This window comes from Rhizohabitans arisaemae (assembly GCF_025996515.1).
In the GTDB taxonomy this organism is placed as follows: domain Bacteria; phylum Actinomycetota; class Actinomycetes; order Streptosporangiales; family Streptosporangiaceae; genus Rhizohabitans; species Rhizohabitans arisaemae.
In genome coordinates, this window is sequence record NZ_BLRH01000009.1 from 294520 (window position 1) to 316268 (window position 21749).

Here is a 21749-nt window from a genome sequence, read left to right on the forward strand (position 1 = left end):
GGCGACCAGACGACCGACCGAGTCGAGGAGCCCCGCAGATGACAGTCCGTGACATCCGGCCCGTGCCCGTCGGCGCCGCCTCCGGCCCACCGGCACCCACGTCGGCGCTCGTCGCCGACACCTTGATCGGCCCCGGTCCGGCGGTGGACTGCCCGGCCGCGCCGCTGCTCGCCGGTGAACTGCGCCGTCGTGGGGTGACCGCCGTACGAGGCCCCCTCCCCCTCCCGTCGCCCGGTGGGCAGGGGGAGGACTCGGCGGCGCTGGCCGTCCTGCTCCGGGCGACCGGCGGGCCCGCGGGGCTCGGCGTGGCCGCAGACACCGGGGCGCGCCACCACGCCAGGACGGCCCTGGCCGCCTGGCTCGCGGCCACCGGGGAGCGGAGGATCCTGCTCGCCTCGCCGAGGTCGTTCTGCGCCGGGGTCGAACGCGCCATCGAGACGGTGGAGAGCCTGCTGACCCGGGAGAGCGGTCCGATCTACGTCCGGCGGCAGATCGTGCACAACACCCATGTGGTGTCGGACCTGCAGACCCGCGGCGCGGTCTTCGTGGACGAGCTGGACACCGTCCCGGACGGGGCGACGGTGGTCTTCTCCGCGCACGGGGTCTCGCCGGAGTTGCACGCCGAGGCCGACCGGCGGGGGCTCCGGGTGGTCGACGCGACCTGCCCCCTCGTCACCAAGGTGCACATCGAGGCCCGCCGGTTCGCGGCCCGCGGTGACACGGTGTTCCTCATCGGCCATGCGGGACACGAGGAGGTGGAGGGCACGATGGGTGAAGCCCCGGCGCAGACCGTCCTGGTGGAGCGGGTCGAAGACGTCGACGGCCTGGTGGTGCCCGACCCCCACCGGGTGTCGTACCTGACGCAGACCACGCTCGCGGTGGACGAGACCGCCGAGGTGATCGACGCCCTCCGAGCCCGGTTCCCCGCCCTGCGCGGACCCGCCTCCGACGACATCTGCTACGCAACGACCAATCGCCAGGAGGCCCTGAAGGACGTCGCCGACGAGGCCGGGCTGATCCTGGTGATCGGGTCGGACAACTCCTCCAACTCCCGCAGGCTGGTGGAGCTCTCCCACCGGCGCGGGGTCCCGGCCCATCTGATCGACGACACCGGGGACATCCGGCCCGAATGGCTGGCGGGGGTGGACAGCGTCGGGTTGACCGCCGGGGCCTCGGCGCCGCCGTACCTGGTCGCCGAGGTCGTCCACGCCTTGGGCGGCCTCGGGCCGGTGACCGTGGTCGAGCGTGCCGCGCCGCCGGAGAACGTCCGCTTCACCCTGCCCACCGCCGCGCGCTAGACCGGGGGCAGCGGGTCGTACTCCATCTCGCGACGGATCTCCCGGGCCCGCTCCACTCCGGCGAACCTCGCCACCAGGTGCAACGACATGTCGATGCCCGCGGAGATCCCCGCCGAGGTGACCACGTCCCCGTCGTCCACAAACCGGTCCTCGCGCCGCACCTCGACGCTCGGGTCGAGCTCGGCGAGCAGGTCCAGGCAGCTCCAGTGGGTGGTGGCCGGACGCCCCCGGAGCAGGCCCGCGGCGGCGAGGACGAGGGAGCCGGTGCAGACGCTCGCGATCAGCGGTGTCCGCTCCCGTCGTTCCCGCACCCAGTCCAGGTGCCCGGTGTCCTTGAGCAGCGGACGGGTCCCCCTGCCTCCCGGGTAGACCAGGACGTCGAGCTCCCCCACGTCGGCGAAGCCCCGGTCGGCGTGGAAGGTCAGGCCGTGGGCCGCGCGGACCGGACCCGGCGAGGTGGCCAGGGAGACCACCGACGCCTCGTCGGGGCAGGTGGTGGCCCAGAGGCCGAACACCTCCCACGGCCCGGCCGCGTCCAGCTCCTCCACCTGGTCGAACAGCAGAATGCCAATACGTTTCATGTCCGCGATTATCCGGATAGGCCCAGGCAGGATCACCGGCTTTTCCGCCGGACCGACCTCACTCCTCGGGCGTCGAACCGATCTTGGCGACGGTGAGCAGGACCGCGGCGTCCTCCATCGCCTCCAGTGAGTGGCGCATGGGCGGGACCACGATCAGCGCCCCGGTCCGCCCCTCCCAGGAGACGTCGCCCGCGATCAGCCGCACCCGCCCGATCAGGACCTGGACCGTCGCCTCCCCGGGGTTCTCATGCTCGTCGAGGGTGATCCCCGAGGTCAGCGCGATCACCGTCTGGCGGAGCACGTACGCGTGACCGCCGTACACGGTCTGCGCGCTCCGCCCGCTCGAGGTCATGGCAGCCCGTTCGAGCTGGTTGCGTGCGACGGCCTCCAACGACACCTTGTCCATGCTCGAACTATAAGCACGGCCTTCGATCACACCCCGTGACGGCACGCTGAGCCACCTCGATTCGGTCAGCCGCCCCCGCCGCCGAGGATCCGGGCGAACGCCGCAAAGGTCGGCGTACCCGGCTGCGGGTCGAGCACCGCGAAACAGACGTGATCGAATCGGGGCCGTCCGCCCAGCGCGGCGGCGAAGGCCCCCGCCACCACCGTCGGATCGTTGCGGAACACCCCGCACCCCCACGCCCCGAGCACCAGCCGGCGGTGCCCGTGCGCGGCCGCCACGTCCAGCACCCGGGCGGCCCGCGCCCGCAGTGTCGCCGGGAGCGAGGCCACCGCCTCCGGCCGCTCCCGCCCGACGGCGCCCGCGTTGGGCGCCGCCGCGGTCAGGAAGGTCACGCGGTACGGCTCGTCCAGCAGCTCACCCGAGTCGTCGCGGAACACCGGCACCCGCGGCGAGTGGACGACGTGGTCGCTGTACCGAGGATCCTGCCGGGCGCGATGGTGGTCGTGGAACTCCGGGACCGCGACCAGGCAGGGGTACAGCGCCGACGACCTGGCCAGGCTCTCCTCCTGCGCCTGGGCGCCGTTGAGGAATCCGCCGCCGGGGTTCATCGCCGAGGCGAAGACGAGACAGGCGACGTCGGCGTCGCCGGCCGTCAACCGGCGCCCGGCCACCAGGGTGGACTCGTTCACCACCTCGATCCGCTGCTCCGGCCGGGCCTCGCCGCCCGCAAGCACCTCCCCGGGCGGATGGAGCCGGGTGCCCGCCACCGCACGGGCGACGTCCTCGGCCAGGGAAACCCGCCGCCCCGACCGGGTGGCGTACCCTCCCGCGTCCAGGATGTCCACCGTCTCCCGCGCGATCTCGCGGAACCTCGCCCTCATGAGGCGCCATCATGACCGGGCACCGATCCGTCGCACAAACCGATATCCATGCGGGTACGGCTGACGCGGCCCCTCGCGGCAGCCGGCCCGGCCATCCCTTTGAGGCGGATCTCCGGCTCCGCCCGTACCGGATCCGCGGGAAGGGGTATGCCCGTACCGGCCCTACGGCTGGAGGACGCCTTCGGCGAGTCCGTCGAAGCCGAGTCGGACCAGGGAACGGGCGAGCGAACCCGCCGCGCGGACGCCGTCCTCGAACTCCGTCAGGCTCCGGAACGCCGCGCCGTACGCGCGCTGCTCCTCGATCGGCAGACGCGGGATCCGCACCCGCCTGGCGTCGATCCTGGTCGAGGCCGACGAGGCGCGAGCCGTCCCCGCGCCGCCGGCGATCCGCAGGAACCCGGCGAGGAAGTGCGGGTCCACCCGTTCGGCGTCGACCCGGAAGAGCAGCAGCTGCGGGCCGAGGGCCACCCCGCCTTGGGAGATCACCCGCGCCACCGGATCGGTCGGGGTGAGCGGGGTGACGACGTCGCCGGGCTCGGTGAGCACCGTGTCGGGCGCGGGCACGGTCCGCCCGCCGGGTTCGCGACCCTCGACGAGGTCGGCCACGGTCAGCACCGGGAGGTCGCCGCCGTCGACCGGGGTCTTCTGCGGCGCCTGGTGGACGGTGACGACCCCCGCTTTGACGAGTTCGCCGACGCTGGTGGCCGGCAGCTCCCGCCGCTCCCGGCGGACCCCCAGGTCGGGGACGGTGGTCGTCAGCATCGCGGCGAGCCGATCCCGCAGGTCGGGGAAGCGTGCGGCCGGGACCGGGACGGCGGCCAGGTGCCGGGGGGTGGACAGGTCGACCTCGTCGTCGAGGAGGTCGATGATGCGGACGACACGGCTGACGCCGGGGAGCTCGGTGCCGTCGGTGTCGTAGGCGTGCCAGGCCCGCTCCACGGCGGCCAGGTCCGGGCCCGCGTCGACCATGAGCACGCCGGAGGGGAGCGTCTCACCGGCGGCCGGACGGCGGAGCACCCACAGGTCGGGGGCGGAGGTGGAGCCCGGGGCGGAGCCGGGCGGCAGGGTGACGACGGCCCGGAGCGCGCCCGAGCGCAGCAGGTTCCCGCGGACCCTGCGGCCGGGGCGGCGCGCGGCGGCGGCCGTCGGCATCATCACCACGACGACGCCGCCGGGCCGGACGTGCGCCAGGCAGTGCTGGACCCAGGCGAGTTCGGACTCGCCGCGCGGCGGCAGCCCGTACTCCCATCGGGGGTCTCCGGCGAGTTCTTCGTACCCCCAGGTCCGTTCGTTGAACGGCGGGCTGCAGAGTACGGCGTCGGCGCGCTCGCCCGGGAAGGCGTCGCGGCGGAGGGAGTCACCGGTCCGGACGACGACGTCGGCGTCGCCGCGGAGCAGCAGGCGGACGGCGGTGAGCCGCGCCGCGGTGGGGTCGATCTCCTGTCCGATGAGGCGGGGTGCCTTCGAGGCGGCGAGGAGCGCCCCGATCCCACAGCAGGGGTCGAACACGGTCTCCCCTCCGGCGATGGCCGCCATGACCGCGGCGATCGGCTCCGGGGTGACGAGGAGCCGCCGGGAGTGGGCCTCGGTGTACCGCTCGCACAGGAAGTCGAACGCCGCACGCGGCCCGACCTCGGCGGACCATTCGGCGACCGCTCGAAGGAGGTCTTCCTCCAGTTCGGTGTCGATCCCGCCGGGCAGCCCGGGTACGGCCGCGGGGGCGGCACCGTCGCCCGGGTGTTCGCGCAGGTGGAGCAGGTAGGCCCCCACGTGTCCGACGAGGTCGCCGAGGCGCAGGTCGTCGTCGATGCCGCGCAGTCGCTGCCAGATCAAGTCGCCCGGGGAGGCGACGAAGGTCTTGTCGTGGCGGGTCGCCCAGCTTTCGACCTCCCGCAGGGAGAAGAGTGGGCTTGAGGCGGTTCCGCCGACGGGCTGGGGGAAGTCGTCGTACCGTTTGCGCCAGTTGCTGACGGCCGCCCGGCCTACGTCGGCGAGGCGGGCGATGTCCCCGGCGTTGACGGTCATGTCCTCGGCCATGCCCATCCTCCGTCTCTGCTCGCTGTGCCGACGTCGCGGCGGTCGTAGTGGACCTTACGGCCCGGGTACGGCTCCCGCCCGCGAAACCCGGTCCGGCTCGCGGGCTCCCCGCCGAATCGGGGCGGGGCCGTACCGGGAGAGATCATGCCAGCCCGCCGTATGCCGCCGGTCGCCACGGTCCCGGCGGTTCGGCCGCGTGGGTGGCGTCCGCTGTGATAGGGCTCTTCACGAGCGGGTTCTTCCCAGGCCGAACCCATCACTAACCGGGTTAGAATCAGCATTTTGCTTGTGAATGGCAATCACATGTGCTTCCCTGATACTGCTCTGTGAGAGACGAGGAGGCACATGAGCCGGACCCTCCACACCGCGCTGACCGGCAACCCCGGCACCGTCCGGCTGTCGGCGAGCATGCTCGACCGGAGCGCCGACGACTGCGGGGACTTCGCCGCCGCCAAGGCCCGCCCCCAGATGTGGCCGAGCACCGGCGGGCGCCGCCGCTACGCCCCGTGGGAGACCTTCCCGCTCGGCCTGGTCATGAGCGTCCTCGACGCCGTCGAATTCGGCGGGGCCGACCCCGCCGCGGCGACCGCGGCCGCGATCGAAGGCAACCGCAACCCGGTGCACCCGGGGGCCGCCGCCTGGATCGCCCACGCCTGCGACACCTATCTTGAGGCGGCGGAGAGCCTCGCCGCGGAGCTCGCCGCGGACGGCGTGCCGATCGAACCGGAACGCCATCCGCGGATCGTCCAGGGCGGTGCCTCCCCGGCCGAGATGCGCGCCCTCACCGCCTGGGGACGCTGGTACGGCTCCCCCGACGGCACCGTCGTCGAGTTCCGGCGGTTGCGGATGCGCCACCCGATCGGAACACCCGACACCCCCTCGACCCTGGCCATGGGCTACATCGCCGCCGCGGGACACCGGGCGGCCAACCCTCAGGACGTCTACCGGACGATCCCCGTCCCGCTGCTGGAGCGCGGCCCGCGGCCCGAGCGGGTCCGCGTGGTGGAGATCGGGCTGACCGGCGGCGGCGTCAAAGTCCTCCTCGACGGTTCCCCCGAGGACGTCCACCCGCTCTACCGGGCCACGGCCGTACCGGTCGCCTCCGGCCTGCTGGACGGCGGGCCGCGCTCCCCCGGACGGGACTGCGCCGAATGCAAGCTCCTGGGCTCCTGCGACACGCTCGCCCACACGCCCGGCCTGCTCGGGCTGCGCGGCCGGGGAACCCACCGCCGCACCTGGTCGATGACGACGGACCGGCAGTACCAGATCTGCCCGGCCCAGGCCCACCTGCGCGAGCTGCACATCCCCGGTGCCGAACCGGAGAGTACGGCGGTTCGCCGCGGCCTGCTCGTGCACCGATGGCTGGAGGTCGCGCACAGTCGTCCCGGAGCCCCGGCCTGCACGCGGCGGGACCTGCCCGCACCCGGCGAGCCGGACCTCGGCCTCGCCGAGCCCCTGATGGCCCCGGACGAGTACCGGGAGATCCTCCCCTTCCTCCGCAACCACCTGCCGATCTGTCCCCTGGACGGCCCCGGCCCGATCACGGAGGTCGTCCCGGAGCCGAGGGTGGCCTCCTACGACGCCGAGGCCGACGTCGTGGTGATCGCCAGTCCGGACCTGCTGCGCCGGGCCGGGGGTGAGCTGGTGTACCGCGAGCAGAAGACCTCGGACGCGCACCGCGGCATCACCGCGGAGAACGCCCTCGAACTCGTGCCGCAGCTCGCCCTCGCCGTCTGCCTCATCGCCGACGGCGCGCTGGGCCCGGCGGGCGACTCCGGCGGGCGGGTGGAGCTGGAGCAGCTCACCCCGGTGTCCGGAGACCTGATCACGCTCCGGGTGTCGGATCCCGGGGTGCTCGCCACCGCACGGCGGATCGTCTCCGACCGCGCCCGCGGATGGCATGGGGAGACCGGTTTCCGGGCGACCCCCGGCCCGTGGTGCCGGTTCTGCCCGGTCTCCCGGTGGTGCGCGGACGCCGAACCGGCCGACTCCACCGCCACGACGCCGCTGCGCCTGGACGGGATGACGATCGACCCGGTCACCGGGGAGGTCCTGCGTGACGGTCCGAGCAGCAGCCGCGCGGAGGCCCTCGCCGCCGCCGTGACCGAGCCGGAGGACGACGAGGAGCCGCCGTTCTGACGGCCGCGCCCTTTACAAAGTAATCCGATCGCGGCCGTCCGCACTATGATCTTGGGATGACCGCCCCCGCCATCCGGGCCAGTGCCCGGGTCCTGCTCACCGACCGCCGTGACCGGGTCCTCCTGCTCCGCCACCGCCCCGACGGGAACGATCCGGCCCGGCACGTCTGGTTCACCCCCGGCGGCGGTGTCCGGGCGGGCGAGGCCGTCCCGGAGGCCGCGGTGCGGGAGATCCGCGAGGAGACCGGCTACCCGCTCACCCCCGAGCGGCTCGGGCCGGTCGTGGCGACCTCCTCCGGACCGGCGGTCCTGGACGGGCAGGCCACCCACGCGATCAACTCGTTCTTCTTCGTCCGCGTGGACCGGCTGCCGCTGGACGTCTCCGGGCGCGAGCCGTACGAGCGGGAGTTCATCGTCGGCCACCGCTGGTGGACGGCGGAGGAGCTGGAGTCCACCGAGGAGACGATCCTCCCCGACGGCCTGCACCATCTCATGCGGATGCTGCTCGGCGGCGGCCTCCCCGCCGTCCCCGTGGTCCTGCCCTGGCGCCCGCGGATCTGACACCGCCGGAAGACGTGGCGTCAGCCCACGGTGACGTCTCCCCCTATGATCCGTCATCGAGATCACGACAAGGAGAGACAACCATGGGTGCGTGGGGATATGGCCCCTTTGACAATGACGGAGCCTTGGACGGGCTCGGGAACCTCAACGGCAGCACCGACCTGGAGCGTGACATGAGCGCCGTGATGGAGGCCGCCCTGAAGGACGACTACGTGGAAGGTCCGGAGATGTCGGAGGCGATCGCCGTCGCATGCCTGATCGCCGCCCAGTACCTGCCCGCCGAGGAGAACCCCAACGCGGCCAAGTGGCTGGCCGACAACCCGTTCGAGGTCACCGACGACCTCCGTGACCTCGCCCACTCGACCTTCGAGCGCGCCCTCGACCCCCAGGACAACGAGCTGTACGACCTGTGGGAGGAGGGCGGTTCGCTGGACGAGTGGCGGGCCGAGCTCGCCCCCTACCGCCAGGCGATCGCCTGAACGCGACGCCTCCCGCCGACCTCACGCGACGCGGTGCCCCCCGCGCACCGCGTCGCTTTCGGCGTTCTCCGGACCCGGGCACCCGTCCGTGGGAAGAACCGTGTGATCGGAAGGCCTGGACGGACTGATTCCCGTAATACCTGACGTGCCGGAATCCCACGGTCAATTGATCAACCCGGCGATACGATCGGGGCGCTCAGATCGTGTCCGGTACGTCCGATCGGAAGGGGGAGGTCACCCATGACCTCCAAATCGTGGGACGGGGTATTCGAGCGGCTCGTCACCGACGAAGTGATCAGCCGGGACCAGGCGGCCTCGGTCCGGCGTGCCCTCGACGAGAGCCGCCTGGCCACCCGGATCGGCTGGCCCGAGATCATCGGCTATGTCGGCGGCGGCCTCCTGCTCGTGGGCACCGCCACCTTCATCGGCTCGGCGCTGTACGGGCTCTCCGACATAGCGAAGATCGTGACCATGCTCGTCCTCACCGCAGGCCTGATCGCCGGCGGGTGGTTGAACGTGGGCGGCTTCCCGAGGCCGGCGCGGACCGGATCACCGATCCGAGTCCGCTTCACCGGCGCCCTGTTCGCCCTCGCGGCGGTGACGGCGGCGGTGGCCGCCCAGTTCCTCGTCGCCGAGCCCGTGTACTTCGACGGATCCGGAGCCGTCGCAGATTACCGGGGGCTCATCACCGGGGTGGTCGGCCTGGTGACGGCGCTAGCCGGCTACACGGTGATTCCCACGGTCTTCGGGGTGTTCGCCGCCGTCGTGTTCAGCGCGTTCAGCGTCTCCCAAGTCATCGCGTTGTTTCCGGAAGCACCGTTCTTCGTGGTCGGGCTGGGGATCACCGCAGTGGGTGCGGCCTGGGTCCTCATCGCCCTCTCGGGCATCCTGCCGCACCGAGGGTTCGGCATCGGCGCGGGTGTGCTGCTGGCCCTGCTGGGCAGCCAGTACAGCGTGGCGGACGGAGTGGGGGCGTGGACGTATGCGCTGACCTTCCTCATCGCCGTCGGCAGCCTGGCCTGGTTCCGCCGCGAACGTCTCTGGGCGCTCCTCATCGGCGGGATCCTCGGCGTCACCGCCTCGGTGACCCAGGCGCTCTTCGACCTGACCGACGGAGAGATCGGTGTCGCGCTCACCCTCATGGTCGCGGGCTCCGTCCTCATCGGCACCAGCGTGGTCGGGCTACGACTGCACCGCCGGGCCGAGGGCGGCCGGTCAGCCGGCGATCCGGAGGCCGACCAGGCCGAGGCGGCCCAAACCCTTCCGGACGACCCGCCGGTTGCCGCCGAACCCGAGCGATGACGTCGGCTCCCCGCCGGTTGTCCGCCCCGCGGAGGGATTCGGCCGCCGAGACGGGCGTGTAAGCCGCGCGACCGCGGCGAGAAGGGTGTTGCATGGCGGGAAGCGAAGGGAGACTCCGATGACCTGTCCGCGACCGGCGGTTCTCACGGTCCTGCTGACCACCCTCATCCTGACCGGCTGCGGCGGCGAGCGGGGTTCCTCGGCCGACGCCGCGCGGACCGTCGAACCCGGGGCCGAGTTCACCCTCGCCCCGGGCGAAAGCGCCCGGCCCGCCGACGGCTCCCTCACGGTCACCTTCGACAAGATCACCGAGGACAGCCGCTGCCCGAAGAACGTCACCTGCGTCTGGGAGGGGGACGCGATCGCCGAACTCACGATCGCCACCCCCACCGGGCGCGCCGTCCACCGGCTCCACACCAACGCCCGGTTCGCCACCTCGGCCGACGTCGGCGGCCACCGCGTCCAGCTCGTCAAGGTCACCCCCGAGCGCCTGACCGCCGACCCCATCGCACCCGGCGCCTACCGAGCCGTCCTGACCATCCGGAAAGCCTAGAATCCCGCCATGTCCTCGGCCCGGCCCCTCGTCCTCCTCGACGTCGACGGCGTCCTCAACCCGACCTCCCGGACCTCCCTGCGGCTCCGGCGGCACGAATGCGTCGTCGACGGCCAGACCTACCGCGTCCTCCTGGACCGCCGGCACGGCGCCTGGCTCCTCGCCCTCGCGGGCGACACCGGCGCCGAACTCGTCTGGGCCACCACCTGGGAACACCACGCCAACGAGCACATCTCCCCCCGGCTCGGCCTCCCGCCGCTTCCGGTCGTCGACGTCAACCGGGACGGTGTCTCCCACTACGGCGAAGGCCACAAGACCGGCCCGATCGCCGAATACGCCGGCTCCCGCCCCTTCGTCTGGTTCGACGACGCCGTCGGCGGCGGCGACCGCACCTACCTCCTCTCCCACGAGCAGGTCGGCGACTTCCTCATCGTCAAGATCCCCCCACGCACCGGCCTCACCCGCGACCACCTCACCCAAGCCCGCACCTGGCTCACCCGCCGGCCCGGCTGAGCGCCCACGATGGCGTGAATGTGCTCTCCCGATTCGGCAACACCGCACGACCAAGTCACCGGAACGGCTCCATGACATCTCGACAACCTGTTGCCTAATCAAATTGATCGTTCCAGGACGGTTGTCTAGCGCGGGTCAACGACACGGTCCGGCCTCTTGGCGCGTTGCCGCATGACCTAGCCCGGCCGGGGCCTCCCGAGTGTCCCTGGAACCCAGGTTCAGGCCAGTTGCGCGCACTCAGCCGCAGTTTCGCCGACCGTGAAGCCGCACTCGCGATCTTCACCGAGGAACTGCAGGAACCGAACCACGGGCCCCGTGTGCTCAATGTCACCGGCGTAAGCGGCATGGGCAGACCCCGATTGCTCCGGGAGTTCGAATGACGAGCCAAAGCGCCCTTCTCAGCGCGACGCTCGACCTGTAGATTCCCGCTCATCGCCAACACGAGGACGCCCTAGTGTCCTGATTGTGAGCGGCGGATACTGCAGCAACGGCAGCAGGTCTCCTCGACACCGCAGACACCGGCCTTGTGGTCACGAATCGTGCCGACGTGCGCGGAAATAGATGACAACGGGTTACCCCGTGCGGCCGGTTCGGCGGCTTGGCAGATGGGTGTCACCACCGAGACGGTGTGCAAATGGCGTGCCCGGTTCGTGCGCAACCGGCCGGACAGGCTGGGGGACGAGCCTAGGCCTGCCGTACATCTGCACAGAATGACCTACCGGCCCGACGAGCGCGATGTGATCCTCACTCGTTGGCCGGCGTGATTCCCGACGTGTGCACCGACGACTGGGAGAAGATCTTGAGCTCTACCTCGACTACGACCAGCTGAAGTCCGCCGAACCGACATGGCCCGCAATGCGGAACTCATCACAATCAGACCGCTCACCGCCATCCAAGAACACGACCCGATCTCCAAACTCACCGCATGCTCAATACGACAGGTCAGACATGGCGATAACTTTCTCCTATCTCACCCAGAAGAGAGCAATCTGCATGAATCGACCCAAAGAGCCTGAATAGAATCAAAGATGATCATTCGCCGAAACATGACGAAGGACTACAATCCTTCATGATTATCCTACGAGATCAATCAAAGCCGCCACGGATCCTTGCACATCGGGCACAATTGTCACCAATTCTTCTCGACAAGGAGTTTGTATGTCCCCACCTGCTTCGGACCGACCAGAGTCGGAACCTACGCACCTCAACCTGAACCAACCAGTCGATAATCACATGGGACCGGCCCATTCCTGCCAGTGCCAAGCGGCCATCGTCCGGCTGATCGGCTTCGATCCCATCGCCTCATGGCCGCCAGCATGTCGTGCCGCCACAAGCCGAACCAGCCCCCCGATCCCGCGAACACGCTCCGATGCCCTCAATCGCGAACTCCGCGCGAGGACGTTCCGCGTCCTGAAGGACCTTGACCGCGAGCAGGGGCACGTCACCTTCCCGCTTGTGGCTCACCGGGCTCGGGTATCTCGCTCCTGGCTGTATAGTCAGCCCGACATTCGAGACGAGGTGGAGCGGCTGCGTGCGCGCTCCTCGAGCTTGTCGTCCCCAGCAAAGCCCTCCCAAGATCGGCCCAAGGCCGCTGAGTCCACGTGGTGGCAGGGACATCGGATCTCCTCGATCACGATCCGATTCAAACACTAGCTTGCCCTGTATCGCCACGTATTCCAATGACCGCCGAGACGTTCGGTCCGGGATTAGCAGCACTCCTAAGTAGAGGCCGAGGATCTCCAGGATCCCGACAAGTGCCGACTGAGGCTGGCAGTAGCTGACGCCAAAGACGGTGGCAGCCCCAGCTTGGTACCATGCTGGGGCTGCCACCGTAGCGGTGGCAGCCTAGGCCAGCGGTGGGTCAGCGAACTCACGGTTAGCCGGATTGAAACCGCACCAGCACAACTCGTGGCCAACTCCTTTATGGACCAAAGTCATTATCTCCAAGGAGATAGCAACATTAGGGGTTGTTTCAGTATGAGGTGTGTTGGTGTCGGTTTCACTAGTTCCTTGAGAAGACGTTCATCCACCACACTGCCGCCGCTTACTTATCGTGGGCACAACGGCAGGCTGTCCATCGTACGGTCGTATGTGCCACTTTTGGAGCGAAGCTACGCTCGCGCACGCGAGATCACTACCAGGAGTGCCACACCAACGAGCAATTCTCCCTCAAATCACCCACCCCGGCGCCCGGTCCCACATTAACTGGGAAGGAGCCTCCTATTGCCGAGGGCCACAAGAAACGCTCCCATCGAGAAATAGGTCTGGTCACCATGACTCATGGTGTCTCATCCAGACGAAGGGCGTGAGTTGGCTCATTCGACTCTCCCAGAGACGAGCGGCGACTTGTCTGTGGCCATGCAAAAGTGACTCTGGCCCACTTTCCATGACCGCCCAATTCCAGGTTCGCGATCATGTTGAGACGGTTGCAGGCCGGTGCCAGCGTCGAGACTCTGTTGTGTCGATCACGGGGCTGCAGACGGTCTGTTCCTACATCTTGTCACCGTTCGTGTCGAGGGGGGTATCGGATGGGCGCGACCGTGCAGGTGAAGGCCGCAACGATGGAGCCGAAGGGCAGGTGTCCAGTCTGTGGCTGCGAGTCGGTGCAGGCTAGCAGCAGCCATCAGCGGTGCCCGGCGGATCTGCCGGTGGCCGGGGAGGTGGCTACCCCAGGTACAGGTGCGCCGCTTCCGTTGTGAAAACGCTGCCTGTGACAAGCGGACTTGCGCCGAGCAGATTCCTGACCTGACCGGCAGTCACGGCCAGCGCGCAGCAGGGCCGCTGGCGATGCTGCGGACGGTGGCGCAGAGCTCTGGGCCGCGTCCCACGCACCGGCCTCACCCGCGACCACCTCACCCAAGCCCGCACCTGGCTCACCCGCGATACCGCCTGATCCCGTTCGGGCGGCGGCCGACCGGACCTCAGGCGATCACCTTCCCCGAGGCGGAGATACGGTGACCGCGATGAGTACCGCCGGGAGGGCTAAGATCCCCGGCTAACGATCTTTCGACGTAGAACGGGGCGGTTTCGACGACCGTCCGCCGGAGAAGGAGGCCAAGGGTGGCGGTTGACCCTGTGCAGCCGGGGTTGTGGGATCACGTGATCACGATCGGGGCGCTGGTGCTTCTGCTCGCGGTCAGTGTGGGGATCGTGGTGGGGATTCTCGCGTTGGTGGTCCGGCTGGGACGGAAACTCTAGCTCCACCCCCTTCTTCGGGGTGATCCGCGCACGGGGTCAGGCGTATCGCCGCTCTTGCGGGTGGGGGTATGATCGTGAGCTTCGCGCTCCACTGGTTCTTTCGGGGGCGTGAACGGCGATCGGTGCCCGCGGATCGACGGCGGGAGTCGCGGTCCGGGCCGACCGGAGAACGGAGAGGCCTCGGGCGGCGGCAGGGAGCCGGCGTCGCGTCGGTGGGCTGCGGCGCAGGTCAGAGGATGGTGGAACCGGTGTACGGATCGGCACGGAGTGTGGCGTTGCCGTTTCCAATGATCCTTCTCATTGGTAAGATCACGCTATAGATATATATTGTCCAATATATGTATAAATAGCGGAAAGCGGGAGATATGGCGGCGGATGAGCGGTCAGCCCCTGTCGGAATTGATGTGACCATCCCCAATGGTGCGCGGATTTACGACTATCTCCTTGGTGGCAAGGACAACTTCGCCGCGGATCGCGCCGCCGCCGGGCAGATGCTCGCGGCCTGCCCCTCGGCACCGGCCACGGCCACGGCCAACCGCGCCTTCCTTCAACGGGCCGTGCAATACCTCGCCAAAGAGGTTGGCATCCGGCAATTTCTCGATATCGGCAATGGGCTCCCGGCGCAGAACAACGTGCACGAGATCGCCAAGCGGGCGGCGCCGGACTCCCGGGTCGTCTACGTCGACAACGACCCCGTCGTGATCGTGCACGGTCAGGCGCTGCTGACCAAGGCCGACTCCACCGCCGTGGTCCAGGGGGACCTGCGGCGTCCGGGTGAGATCATCGCCGATCCCGAGGTGACGGCGCTGATCGACTTCAGCCGGCCGGTCGGGGTGCTCCTCCTCGCCGTCCTGCACTTCATCACCGACTCCGAGAACCCCGCCGGGGTCGTCGCCACCCTCAGGGACGCGATGGCGCCGGGGAGCCACCTCGTCCTCTCCCACACCGAGGACGTCGGCCAGAACGACGCCATGATCGCCGCCAAGCGCGGGTTCCGGAGCGCGGGCGTGCCGCTGACCCCGCGGTCCCACGCCGAACTCGTCCGGCTCCTCGACGGATTCGAACTGCTCGACCCCGGCCTGGTCGACATCCACCGCTGGCGCCCCGCCGACTCCGATCCCAGCGGCGGCGACCCGGACTGGATGCTCCTCGGCTGCGTGGCGCGGAAGAACTGAGCGAGGCCCCGGACCCGCGTGAGCCGTCCGGTGCAACGCGGCCGGGACGGCGGAAAAGGTCCGGCCCCGGGCGGCGCACGCCGTACCGCATCCCCGGCAGGCGGCCGTACGGAACCCGGGATGAGTCGATCAGGCCGCCGGGGGGTGGGGCAGAATCTGGCGGAGGCGGCCCGGCGGGACGGGTCGGGGGCGCCATTCGCGGGGGTAGCCGAGGGAGACCTCCTCGAAGCGGACCCCGTCGTACCAGGTGGTCCTGGGGATGTGCAGATGCCCGTAGACCATGACCGCGACGTTGTACCGGATGTGCCAGTCCGCGGTGAGCTCGGTCCCGCACCACTGGGCGAACTCGGGGTAGCGCAGGACCCGGGTGGGTTCGCGGACGAGCGGATAGTGGTTGACGAAGACCACGGGCAGCCCGCCCGCCTCGGCGCTCAGCCGGCGTTCGGTCTCGGCGACCCGGGCCCGGCACCAGGCGTCCCTGGTGGGGTAGGGGTCGGGGTGGAGCAGCACCTCGTCGGCGCAGACCACGCCGGACTCGTAGGCGACGGCGAGCGACTCCTCCTTGGTCGAGGCCCCCTCGGGACGGAACGTGTAGTCGTAACCGAGGAAGAGGGGGACGATCAGGGCGGGGCCGTCGGCACCCTCCCAGATCGGGTACGAATCCTCCGGGGTGGTCACCCCGAGGCTCCGGCAGACCTCGACGAGACGGCGGTAGCGGGCCTCGCCCTTCAGCCTGACCGGGTCCTGGCGCGCGGTCCACAGCTCGTGGTTGCCCGGAGCCCAGATCACGCGGGCGAACCGCTCGCGGAGCAGGCCGAGCGCCCATTCGACCTCGCCCACGGTCTCGGCGACGTCCCCGGCGACCAGGAGCCAGTCGTCGCCGGACTCGGGCCGGATCCCCTCAGTGATCTTCCGGTTCTCGGGGTGGGAGACATGGAGGTCGCTGATGGCCAGCAGCTTCCCCGACGTCCCAGGTTTCACCGTCATCGGCGTGATCGTAGCGCGGAATCCCATGTGTACGGGATAGGTGATGACGGTGCTCCAGCCCGCCGCCAATCCCTAAGATCCTGCGTATCGCGGATAATCCCCCCTTTGAAAGGCCCGCAATGACGCACGTGCTCACCCTCGGCGAGGCGCTCGCCGTCGTCGCCACCGAACCCGGCGACCGGCTCCGCCATACCGACCGGCTGCGGCTCGACATCTGCGGCTCCGAGACCAGCCTGGCGATCGGGCTGATCAGATTGGGGCATCGGGTGACCTGGATCGGCAGGGTCGGCGACGACGAGCTGGGCCGACGGATCCTGGCCACCCTGCACGGCGAGGGCGTCAACGTCCGCGGATGCCGTACGGACACCACGTCGCCGACCGGAATGGTGCTCAAGGAGCTGCGTTTCGGAACGTTCCCTCGGCTCACCCACTACCGGGCGGGCACGGCGGGCTTGGGGCTGTCGCCGCTGGACGTCCCCACGGGGGCGGTCAGGGAGGCCCGGCTCCTGCACATCACCGGCATCACCCCGGGTCTCAGCCCGAGCGCGTACGAGGCGGTGAAGCAGGCGGTGTCGACGGCCAAGGACGCGGGGGTCCCGGTCTCCTTCGACGTGAACTACCACGCCGAGCTCTGGCCGGAGGCCAACGAGGCGGTGGACGTCCTCTCGTCGCTGGCCGCGAAGTCGGACGTCGTCTTCGCCAACCAGGACGAGCTCATGCTGATCGAGTCCGTCTTGAACCGGATCCCCGAGCTCGTGGTCACCCGTGGGGAGAAGGGGGCGAGCGTCACGGTGGGCGGGCTCAGATTCGACACGACGGCGGTCCCGGTGAGCGTCGTGGACCCCTCCGGTGCGGGTGAGGCGTTCGTCGCCGGCTACCTGAGCGCGCTGCTGGAGGACCTGCACCCGTCGATGCGGCTGCAGCGGGGGGCGCTGCTCAGCGCGTTCTCCTTGGCCAGCGCGAGCGCCTGGCACGGCCTGCCGAGCCGGGACGACCTGCGTCCGGTCAACCGGGACCTGGTGCGCTGAGCTGGGCGCCGGGGACCCGGTCCGGTGGTCCGGGTCCCCGGGCGGCGACTCGGCGGCAGGCGCCCGGGACTCAGCAGTAGGCGCCCGAGGCGATGCGGTCCATGACCCCGCCGAAGGCGCCGAGGTAGTCGGCCCGATAGTCACCGGCGCCCGCCAACCGGGCACCGTGGAAGTCCCCGCCGGGGTCGTCCCCGGTGTCGATGAGGCACGCCCGGGTATTGGCGATGAAGGACCCGACGTGGTCGACGAGGGCGGCGGCCCGGTCGCCGAGGAACACGTTTCCCTGGTTCGGGGTCCACACGTACGACGCGCCGGTGTAGTTCGGCCCGGACCAGAGGCAGACGGCTCCGTACGGGCAGGCGGGCGCGGGCGAGGCCTGCGCCACGCCGGGCAGGGCCACCGCCGCCGCGGCGCCGAGTCCCGCGAGGATCGCTCGTAAGCCGGTCATGGGTCTTCCTCTCGGTCACGGTCGAACGACCACGCTCGCGATCATAACTTTCGGCGATTCAAATATCACTCTTCGTGATGACATGCCGCCGTGGCCTGATCGTGAATTCGACGACAACACGTACCAATCCTGTGCATATTGCCGTATGTAACAGGACATGCCGGATATTGTGGTGGATCATGTTCGACCCACCACGCCAGGGAATCAGCTCCCGGAGCCCTGCCGTCCAGATGCTGATCGCCCTGTCGATCATGGCGGCCCTGACGATGACCTTCGGCGCGGTCCTGGTCTCCATCGCCGACACCGTCTCCCCGCCGAGGCCCAACCTCGCGGCCGCCGCGACCGCCTCGCCCACACCGGGGCCGGGTGCGGGCCCGCGGGTCAGCCCCGTCTCCACCGCGCCCACCACCACGCCGCGACCGGGGGCCGTACCCTCCCCCGACGCCGACCAGCGACGGCGGCTGCTGATCGTCCTGGAGGCGGCCGCCCCGTCCCTCACCGGCGCCACGGCGATCCACCGGGCCAGGCTCACCTGCGCCGAGATGCTCCGGGGCATGGCCGTTCCCCGGGTCGTCGAACGCGCGCGGGTACGGTTCGCCCCCGCAACCCCCGGTCAGGCGAGGCGGATCGTCACCGCGATCGAGCAGATCTTCTGCGCCCCGCGCTGACTGCACGCTGCGCTGATTACCAGTCGTTCACCAACAAACCAGCAAATCTCCAGCGATTCTCGACATGACCCCGGGAATAATGCGGTTCGGCCGTGCCGATAAGACGGCACGCGGCAGCAAGGGTAGGTGAACCGGTTATGGCAGAGAACACCTGGCACACCCCCGATTACGAGGTCATCGAGACATCGCTCGAAGTGACCGCTTACTTCATGACGAACCGCTAGATTCCAACACCGCCATGCAGTTGCGCGTTCTCGGAACCGCGGCGGGTGGCGGCATCCCGCAGTGGAACTGCGCGTGCCCCGGATGCGCCGGGGCACGCGCACATCCCGCCCGGCGGCGATGCCACGCCTCGATCGCGGTGCGCTCAGGCCCCGGCAGCTGGTACATCGTCAACGCGACCCCCGACATCACCGCCCAGATCGAGGCGTGCCGGCCCCTGCACCCACCCGCGGGCGGCCGGGACACCCCGGTGCGCGGGGTGATCCTCACCGACGCCGAACTCGACCACACCCTCGGCCTCGCCCTCCTGCGGCAGGCCGGGGAGACCGAAATCCTCGCCGCCCCCGCCGTACGGGACGCGCTCCTGGACCGTCTGCGGCTCGGCCGGATCCTGGACCCCTACACCACACTCACCTGGCGCGAACTGCCCGAGGACCGCCCGCTCCGGCTCGGCGGCGCCGGATCGGTCACGGTCCGCGCCATCCCGGTGTCGGGCAAACGCCCGCGATACGCCGTGGACGGTACGGCCGGCGGCGCGCCCTGGGTGATCGCGCTCCTGCTCGCCGACGCGAAGTCGGGCGCGTCCGCGCTGTACGCCCCCGCCGTGGGCACCTGGTCGCCGGAGCTGGAGCGGGCCGCGGCCGACGCCGACTGCGTCATTCTCGACGGAACGTTCTGGGACGATGACGAACCCCGCAAAACGGGAATATCCCCCAAGTCTGCGACGGAGATGGGGCACCTCCCCATCGACGGCCCGGACGGCACGGCCACCCGACTGGCGCGCCTGCGCGCCGCACGCCCCGGAAACGGAGGACGCCACCTCTACACCCATCTCAACAACACCAACCGGCTCGTCGACCCGGCCGCTCCCGAGCACCGGGTACTCGCCGAAATGGGCATCGAGGTCGCCGGCGAAGGAGCAGTGATCGAACTATGAGCGACACACCGTGGAGCCCGGCGGAGTTCGGCGAGCGCCTGCGTGCCGTCCCCGGCGAGCGTTACCATCACCTCCACCCGTTCAACCTCCGTATGCACGCGGGTGACCTGGACCGGGGGGAGATCCGGGGCTGGATCCTCAACCGCTTCCACTACCAGCGGAACATCCCCATCAAAGACGCCCTCATCCTGGCCAAACTGGAGGACCGCGAACTCCGCCGGATGTGGATCCGCCGCATCCACGACCACGACGGGGGACCCCACGTCCCCGGCGACCCCGACGGCGGCGGCATCGAGCGCTGGCTCCGGCTCGGCGAGGCCGCCGGACTCGACCGCGCGCTCCTGCTCTCCGGCTACTCCGTGCTCCCCGGGGTGCGTTTCGCGGTCGAGGCCTACGTCAACTTCTGCCGCCTGCGCACCACGCTGGAGGCCGTCGCCTCCTCGCTCACCGAACTGTTCGCCCCCGACATCATGCGGACCCGGATCGACGCGTTCGAACGCCACTACCGCTGGATCGACGGCGACGGCCTGAGGTACTTCCACACCCGGATCGGCCAAGGCAGACGGGACAGCGGCGAGGCGCTCGACCTCGTCCGCTCCTGGGCCCGGACCCGGGAGGAGCAGGAACGGGCCGTCGCCGCGCTCTCCTTCAAGTGCGACGTGCTCTGGTCGCTCCTCGACGCCGTCCAGGACGCCTACGGCCCCGAGGGCGGAAGGCGGCCACGCGAGGGGGAGTTCGCCCATGGAAACTGACTGGAGACCGGCGCTCGCCCCTGCGGTCCTGCTCCGCCGGGACGGGGTGACCGGGGCCGACCTGCTGGTGATGCCCGAACGTGTGGTCGTCCTGAACGAGCAGGCCGGAGCGGTGCTCCGGCTCTGCGACGGGGCCAGCACCGTGACGCAGATCGTCGACCGGCTCCTCGCCGACCATCCCGGCGCCCCGGTCGCCGAGGAGGTCCCGGTCTTCATCGACCGGGTCCGGGGGGAGGGCTGGGTACGGTGACCGGCCTCCCCCGGCCGTGGGCGCTGCTCGCCGAGCTCACCCACGCGTGCCCGCTGCGCTGCCCGTACTGCTCCAACCCCGTCGAACTCGTCCGCCGATCGGCCGAACTGACGGCCGCCGACTGGGCCAGGGTGTTCGGCGAGGCGGCCGGGCTCGGCGTCGTCCACACCCACCTGTCCGGCGGCGAGCCGCTGCTCCGGCCCGACCTCGCCGAGATCACCGCCTCGGCGGTCCGGACCGGGCTCTACACCCAGCTCGTCACCAGCGGGGTCGGGCTGACCGAGACCAGAATGGCCGAGCTCCTCGACGCGGGCCTGCACAGCGTGCAGCTCTCCGTCCAGGACGCCGACCCGGTCTCCTCCGACCGGATCGGCGGCCGGCGGTCGTTCCCCGCCAAGGAGCGCGCCGCGCGGCTGGTCGTCGAGTCCGGGCTCCCCCTCGGGCTCAACGTCGTGCTGCACCGGCACAATCTGGACTCCCTCGACGAGATCATCGCCCTCGGCCTCTCCTGGGGCGTCAGCCGGATCGAGCTCGCCAACACCCAGTACTACGGATGGGCCCAGCTCAACCGCGCGGCGCTCCTGCCCACCCGGGAGCAGCTGGCCCGGGCGGAGCCGACCCTGCGGCGCTGGCGTGACCGGCTGGCCGGTTCCGTCGAGGTGATCTGGGTGGTGCCCGACTACTTCGAAGGCATCCCCAAGCCGTGTATGGGCGGCTGGGGGTCGCTCTCCATCACCGTCGGGCCGGACGGGACCGCGCTCCCCTGCCCGGCCGCGTACGCCCTGCCGGGGCTGGACCCGCCGAGCGTCCGCGACCGGCCGCTCGCCTGGATCTGGGAGAGCTCCCCGGCGTTCAACGCCTACCGGGGCACCGCGTGGCTGCCCGAGCCGTGCGCCGGCTGCCCGCGCCGGGAGATCGACTTCGGCGGGTGCCGTTGCCAGGCATTCGCGATCACCGGGGACGCCGGGCGGACCGATCCGGCCTGCGCGCTCTCCCCCGACCATCACCTGATCAAGGAACTCACCGAGGGCGGCGACCCCGCGGCGCCGGCCGAGCTGGTCTACCGCGGCCCGCGCCGGCGGCGGGGAGCCGTCGGTGAAGTCATGGTTTCGGCTCCACCCGAACAACCAATAGGTTGATCGTGACACCCCGCCCCCGCCGGGCGGGGTCGCGTCGACGTCGCCGGCAGGACGGAGCCATGCGGTTGAGTCGTGTGCCCACGCCCCACATTCCCGATCCGACACATCGGACGTATATTACGCATGCGGAAAAACAGCAACTAAACAATTAACGGAGTCATCTTCACCTTTCTTCACTTATACATTGCCTTATATC

22 protein-coding genes are annotated in these 21749 nt (G+C 70.2%); 16 read left to right on the top strand and 6 right to left on the bottom strand.

Going from position 1 to position 21749, the window contains the following annotated elements:
- Positions 1 to 38 precede the first annotated feature (38 nt).
- Positions 39 to 1298 (top strand): 4-hydroxy-3-methylbut-2-enyl diphosphate reductase, encoded by a 1260-nt coding sequence (gene ispH / locus RUR_RS02315; protein ID WP_283133158.1) that lies wholly within the window; start codon positions 39 to 41, stop codon positions 1296 to 1298.
- On the opposite strand, the gene RUR_RS02320 is transcribed toward ispH, so the two are convergent.
- The 4 genes from RUR_RS02320 to RUR_RS02335 all read right to left on the bottom strand — a co-directional run bounded on the left by RUR_RS02320 (position 1295) and on the right by RUR_RS02335 (position 5203).
- Entirely contained in the window at positions 1295 to 1879 is a 585-nt protein-coding gene (locus tag RUR_RS02320; protein WP_283133159.1) for a DJ-1/PfpI family protein, read from the bottom strand. The two genes, ispH and RUR_RS02320, sit on opposite strands and share 4 nt — an antisense overlap.
- 58 nt (positions 1880 to 1937) lie before the next feature.
- Entirely contained in the window at positions 1938 to 2285 is a 348-nt protein-coding gene (locus RUR_RS02325; protein ID WP_283133160.1) for a cupin domain-containing protein, read from the bottom strand.
- Between the two features lie 65 nt (positions 2286 to 2350).
- Complete coding sequence (locus RUR_RS02330; RefSeq protein ID WP_283133161.1) at positions 2351 to 3166, bottom strand: TIGR02452 family protein; 816 nt, start codon at positions 3164 to 3166, stop codon at positions 2351 to 2353.
- A 162-nt stretch (positions 3167 to 3328) separates the two neighbouring features.
- Complete coding sequence (locus RUR_RS02335; RefSeq protein WP_283133162.1) at positions 3329 to 5203, bottom strand: N-6 DNA methylase; 1875 nt, start codon at positions 5201 to 5203, stop codon at positions 3329 to 3331.
- A gap of 345 nt (positions 5204 to 5548) precedes the next feature.
- Here RUR_RS02335 and RUR_RS02340 point away from each other — a divergent pair, with 345 nt between their 5' ends.
- The 8 genes from RUR_RS02340 to RUR_RS02375 all read left to right on the top strand — a co-directional run bounded on the left by RUR_RS02340 (position 5549) and on the right by RUR_RS02375 (position 15122).
- Positions 5549 to 7342: a PD-(D/E)XK nuclease family protein gene (locus RUR_RS02340; protein WP_283133163.1), complete on the top strand. Its 1794-nt coding sequence runs from the start codon at positions 5549 to 5551 to the stop codon at positions 7340 to 7342.
- Between the two features lie 56 nt (positions 7343 to 7398).
- Positions 7399 to 7902 (top strand): NUDIX hydrolase, encoded by a 504-nt coding sequence (locus RUR_RS02345; RefSeq protein WP_283133164.1) that lies wholly within the window; start codon positions 7399 to 7401, stop codon positions 7900 to 7902.
- Between the two features lie 83 nt (positions 7903 to 7985).
- Positions 7986 to 8381 (top strand): DUF4259 domain-containing protein, encoded by a 396-nt coding sequence (locus RUR_RS02350; RefSeq protein ID WP_283133165.1) that lies wholly within the window; start codon positions 7986 to 7988, stop codon positions 8379 to 8381.
- A gap of 240 nt (positions 8382 to 8621) precedes the next feature.
- Entirely contained in the window at positions 8622 to 9683 is a 1062-nt protein-coding gene (locus RUR_RS02355) for a hypothetical protein (RefSeq protein ID WP_283133166.1), read from the top strand.
- A 118-nt stretch (positions 9684 to 9801) separates the two neighbouring features.
- Positions 9802 to 10236 (top strand): hypothetical protein, encoded by a 435-nt coding sequence (locus tag RUR_RS02360; RefSeq protein WP_283133167.1) that lies wholly within the window; start codon positions 9802 to 9804, stop codon positions 10234 to 10236.
- A 9-nt stretch (positions 10237 to 10245) separates the two neighbouring features.
- A complete protein-coding gene (locus RUR_RS02365) occupies positions 10246 to 10749 on the top strand; it encodes an HAD domain-containing protein (protein ID WP_283133168.1) in 504 nt (167 codons plus the stop codon).
- 3060 nt (positions 10750 to 13809) lie between these two features.
- Positions 13810 to 13947 carry a hypothetical protein gene (locus tag RUR_RS02370; protein WP_283133169.1) on the top strand — a complete coding sequence of 46 codons (138 nt, stop codon included), beginning with the start codon at positions 13810 to 13812 and terminating at the stop codon, positions 13945 to 13947.
- A 365-nt stretch (positions 13948 to 14312) separates the two neighbouring features.
- On the top strand, positions 14313 to 15122 hold the full coding sequence (locus RUR_RS02375; protein WP_283133170.1) for an SAM-dependent methyltransferase: 810 nt from the start codon (positions 14313 to 14315) through the stop codon (positions 15120 to 15122).
- A gap of 129 nt (positions 15123 to 15251) precedes the next feature.
- Here the strand turns inward: RUR_RS02375 and RUR_RS02380 are convergent, their stop codons facing one another.
- Positions 15252 to 16109 (bottom strand): metallophosphoesterase family protein, encoded by an 858-nt coding sequence (locus tag RUR_RS02380; RefSeq protein ID WP_283133171.1) that lies wholly within the window; start codon positions 16107 to 16109, stop codon positions 15252 to 15254.
- Between the two features lie 119 nt (positions 16110 to 16228).
- Between RUR_RS02380 and RUR_RS02385 the strand changes: the two genes are divergently transcribed.
- Entirely contained in the window at positions 16229 to 17137 is a 909-nt protein-coding gene (locus RUR_RS02385; protein ID WP_283133172.1) for a sugar kinase, read from the top strand.
- A gap of 70 nt (positions 17138 to 17207) precedes the next feature.
- Here RUR_RS02385 and RUR_RS02390 read toward each other — a convergent pair whose 3' ends face one another.
- Positions 17208 to 17585, bottom strand: a complete 378-nt coding sequence (locus tag RUR_RS02390; protein ID WP_283133173.1) for a peptidase inhibitor family I36 protein — start codon at positions 17583 to 17585, stop codon at positions 17208 to 17210.
- Positions 17586 to 17764: 179 nt separating this feature from the next.
- Between RUR_RS02390 and RUR_RS02395 the strand changes: the two genes are divergently transcribed.
- The 6 genes from RUR_RS02395 (at position 17765) to pqqE (ending at position 21553) form a co-directional block, all read left to right on the top strand.
- Positions 17765 to 18253 (top strand): hypothetical protein, encoded by a 489-nt coding sequence (locus RUR_RS02395; RefSeq protein ID WP_283133174.1) that lies wholly within the window; start codon positions 17765 to 17767, stop codon positions 18251 to 18253.
- 137 nt (positions 18254 to 18390) lie between these two features.
- Positions 18391 to 18477, top strand: coding sequence for a pyrroloquinoline quinone precursor peptide PqqA (gene pqqA / locus RUR_RS36755; RefSeq protein WP_428846972.1), 87 nt, complete (start codon positions 18391 to 18393; stop codon positions 18475 to 18477).
- Positions 18478 to 18491: 14 nt separating this feature from the next.
- A complete protein-coding gene (gene pqqB / locus RUR_RS02400; protein WP_283133175.1) occupies positions 18492 to 19412 on the top strand; it encodes a pyrroloquinoline quinone biosynthesis protein PqqB in 921 nt (306 codons plus the stop codon).
- Complete coding sequence (pqqC, locus tag RUR_RS02405; protein WP_283133176.1) at positions 19409 to 20164, top strand: pyrroloquinoline-quinone synthase PqqC; 756 nt, start codon at positions 19409 to 19411, stop codon at positions 20162 to 20164. Before pqqB ends, pqqC begins: the two co-directional genes overlap by 4 nt.
- The gene (gene pqqD / locus RUR_RS02410) at positions 20154 to 20414 is read left to right on the top strand and encodes a pyrroloquinoline quinone biosynthesis peptide chaperone PqqD (protein WP_283133177.1); all 261 of its coding nucleotides are present in this window, start codon (positions 20154 to 20156) and stop codon (positions 20412 to 20414) included. Before pqqC ends, pqqD begins: the two co-directional genes overlap by 11 nt.
- Positions 20411 to 21553 carry a pyrroloquinoline quinone biosynthesis protein PqqE gene (pqqE, locus tag RUR_RS02415; protein ID WP_283133178.1) on the top strand — a complete coding sequence of 381 codons (1143 nt, stop codon included), beginning with the start codon at positions 20411 to 20413 and terminating at the stop codon, positions 21551 to 21553. Before pqqD ends, pqqE begins: the two co-directional genes overlap by 4 nt.
- Positions 21554 to 21749 lie beyond the last annotated feature (196 nt).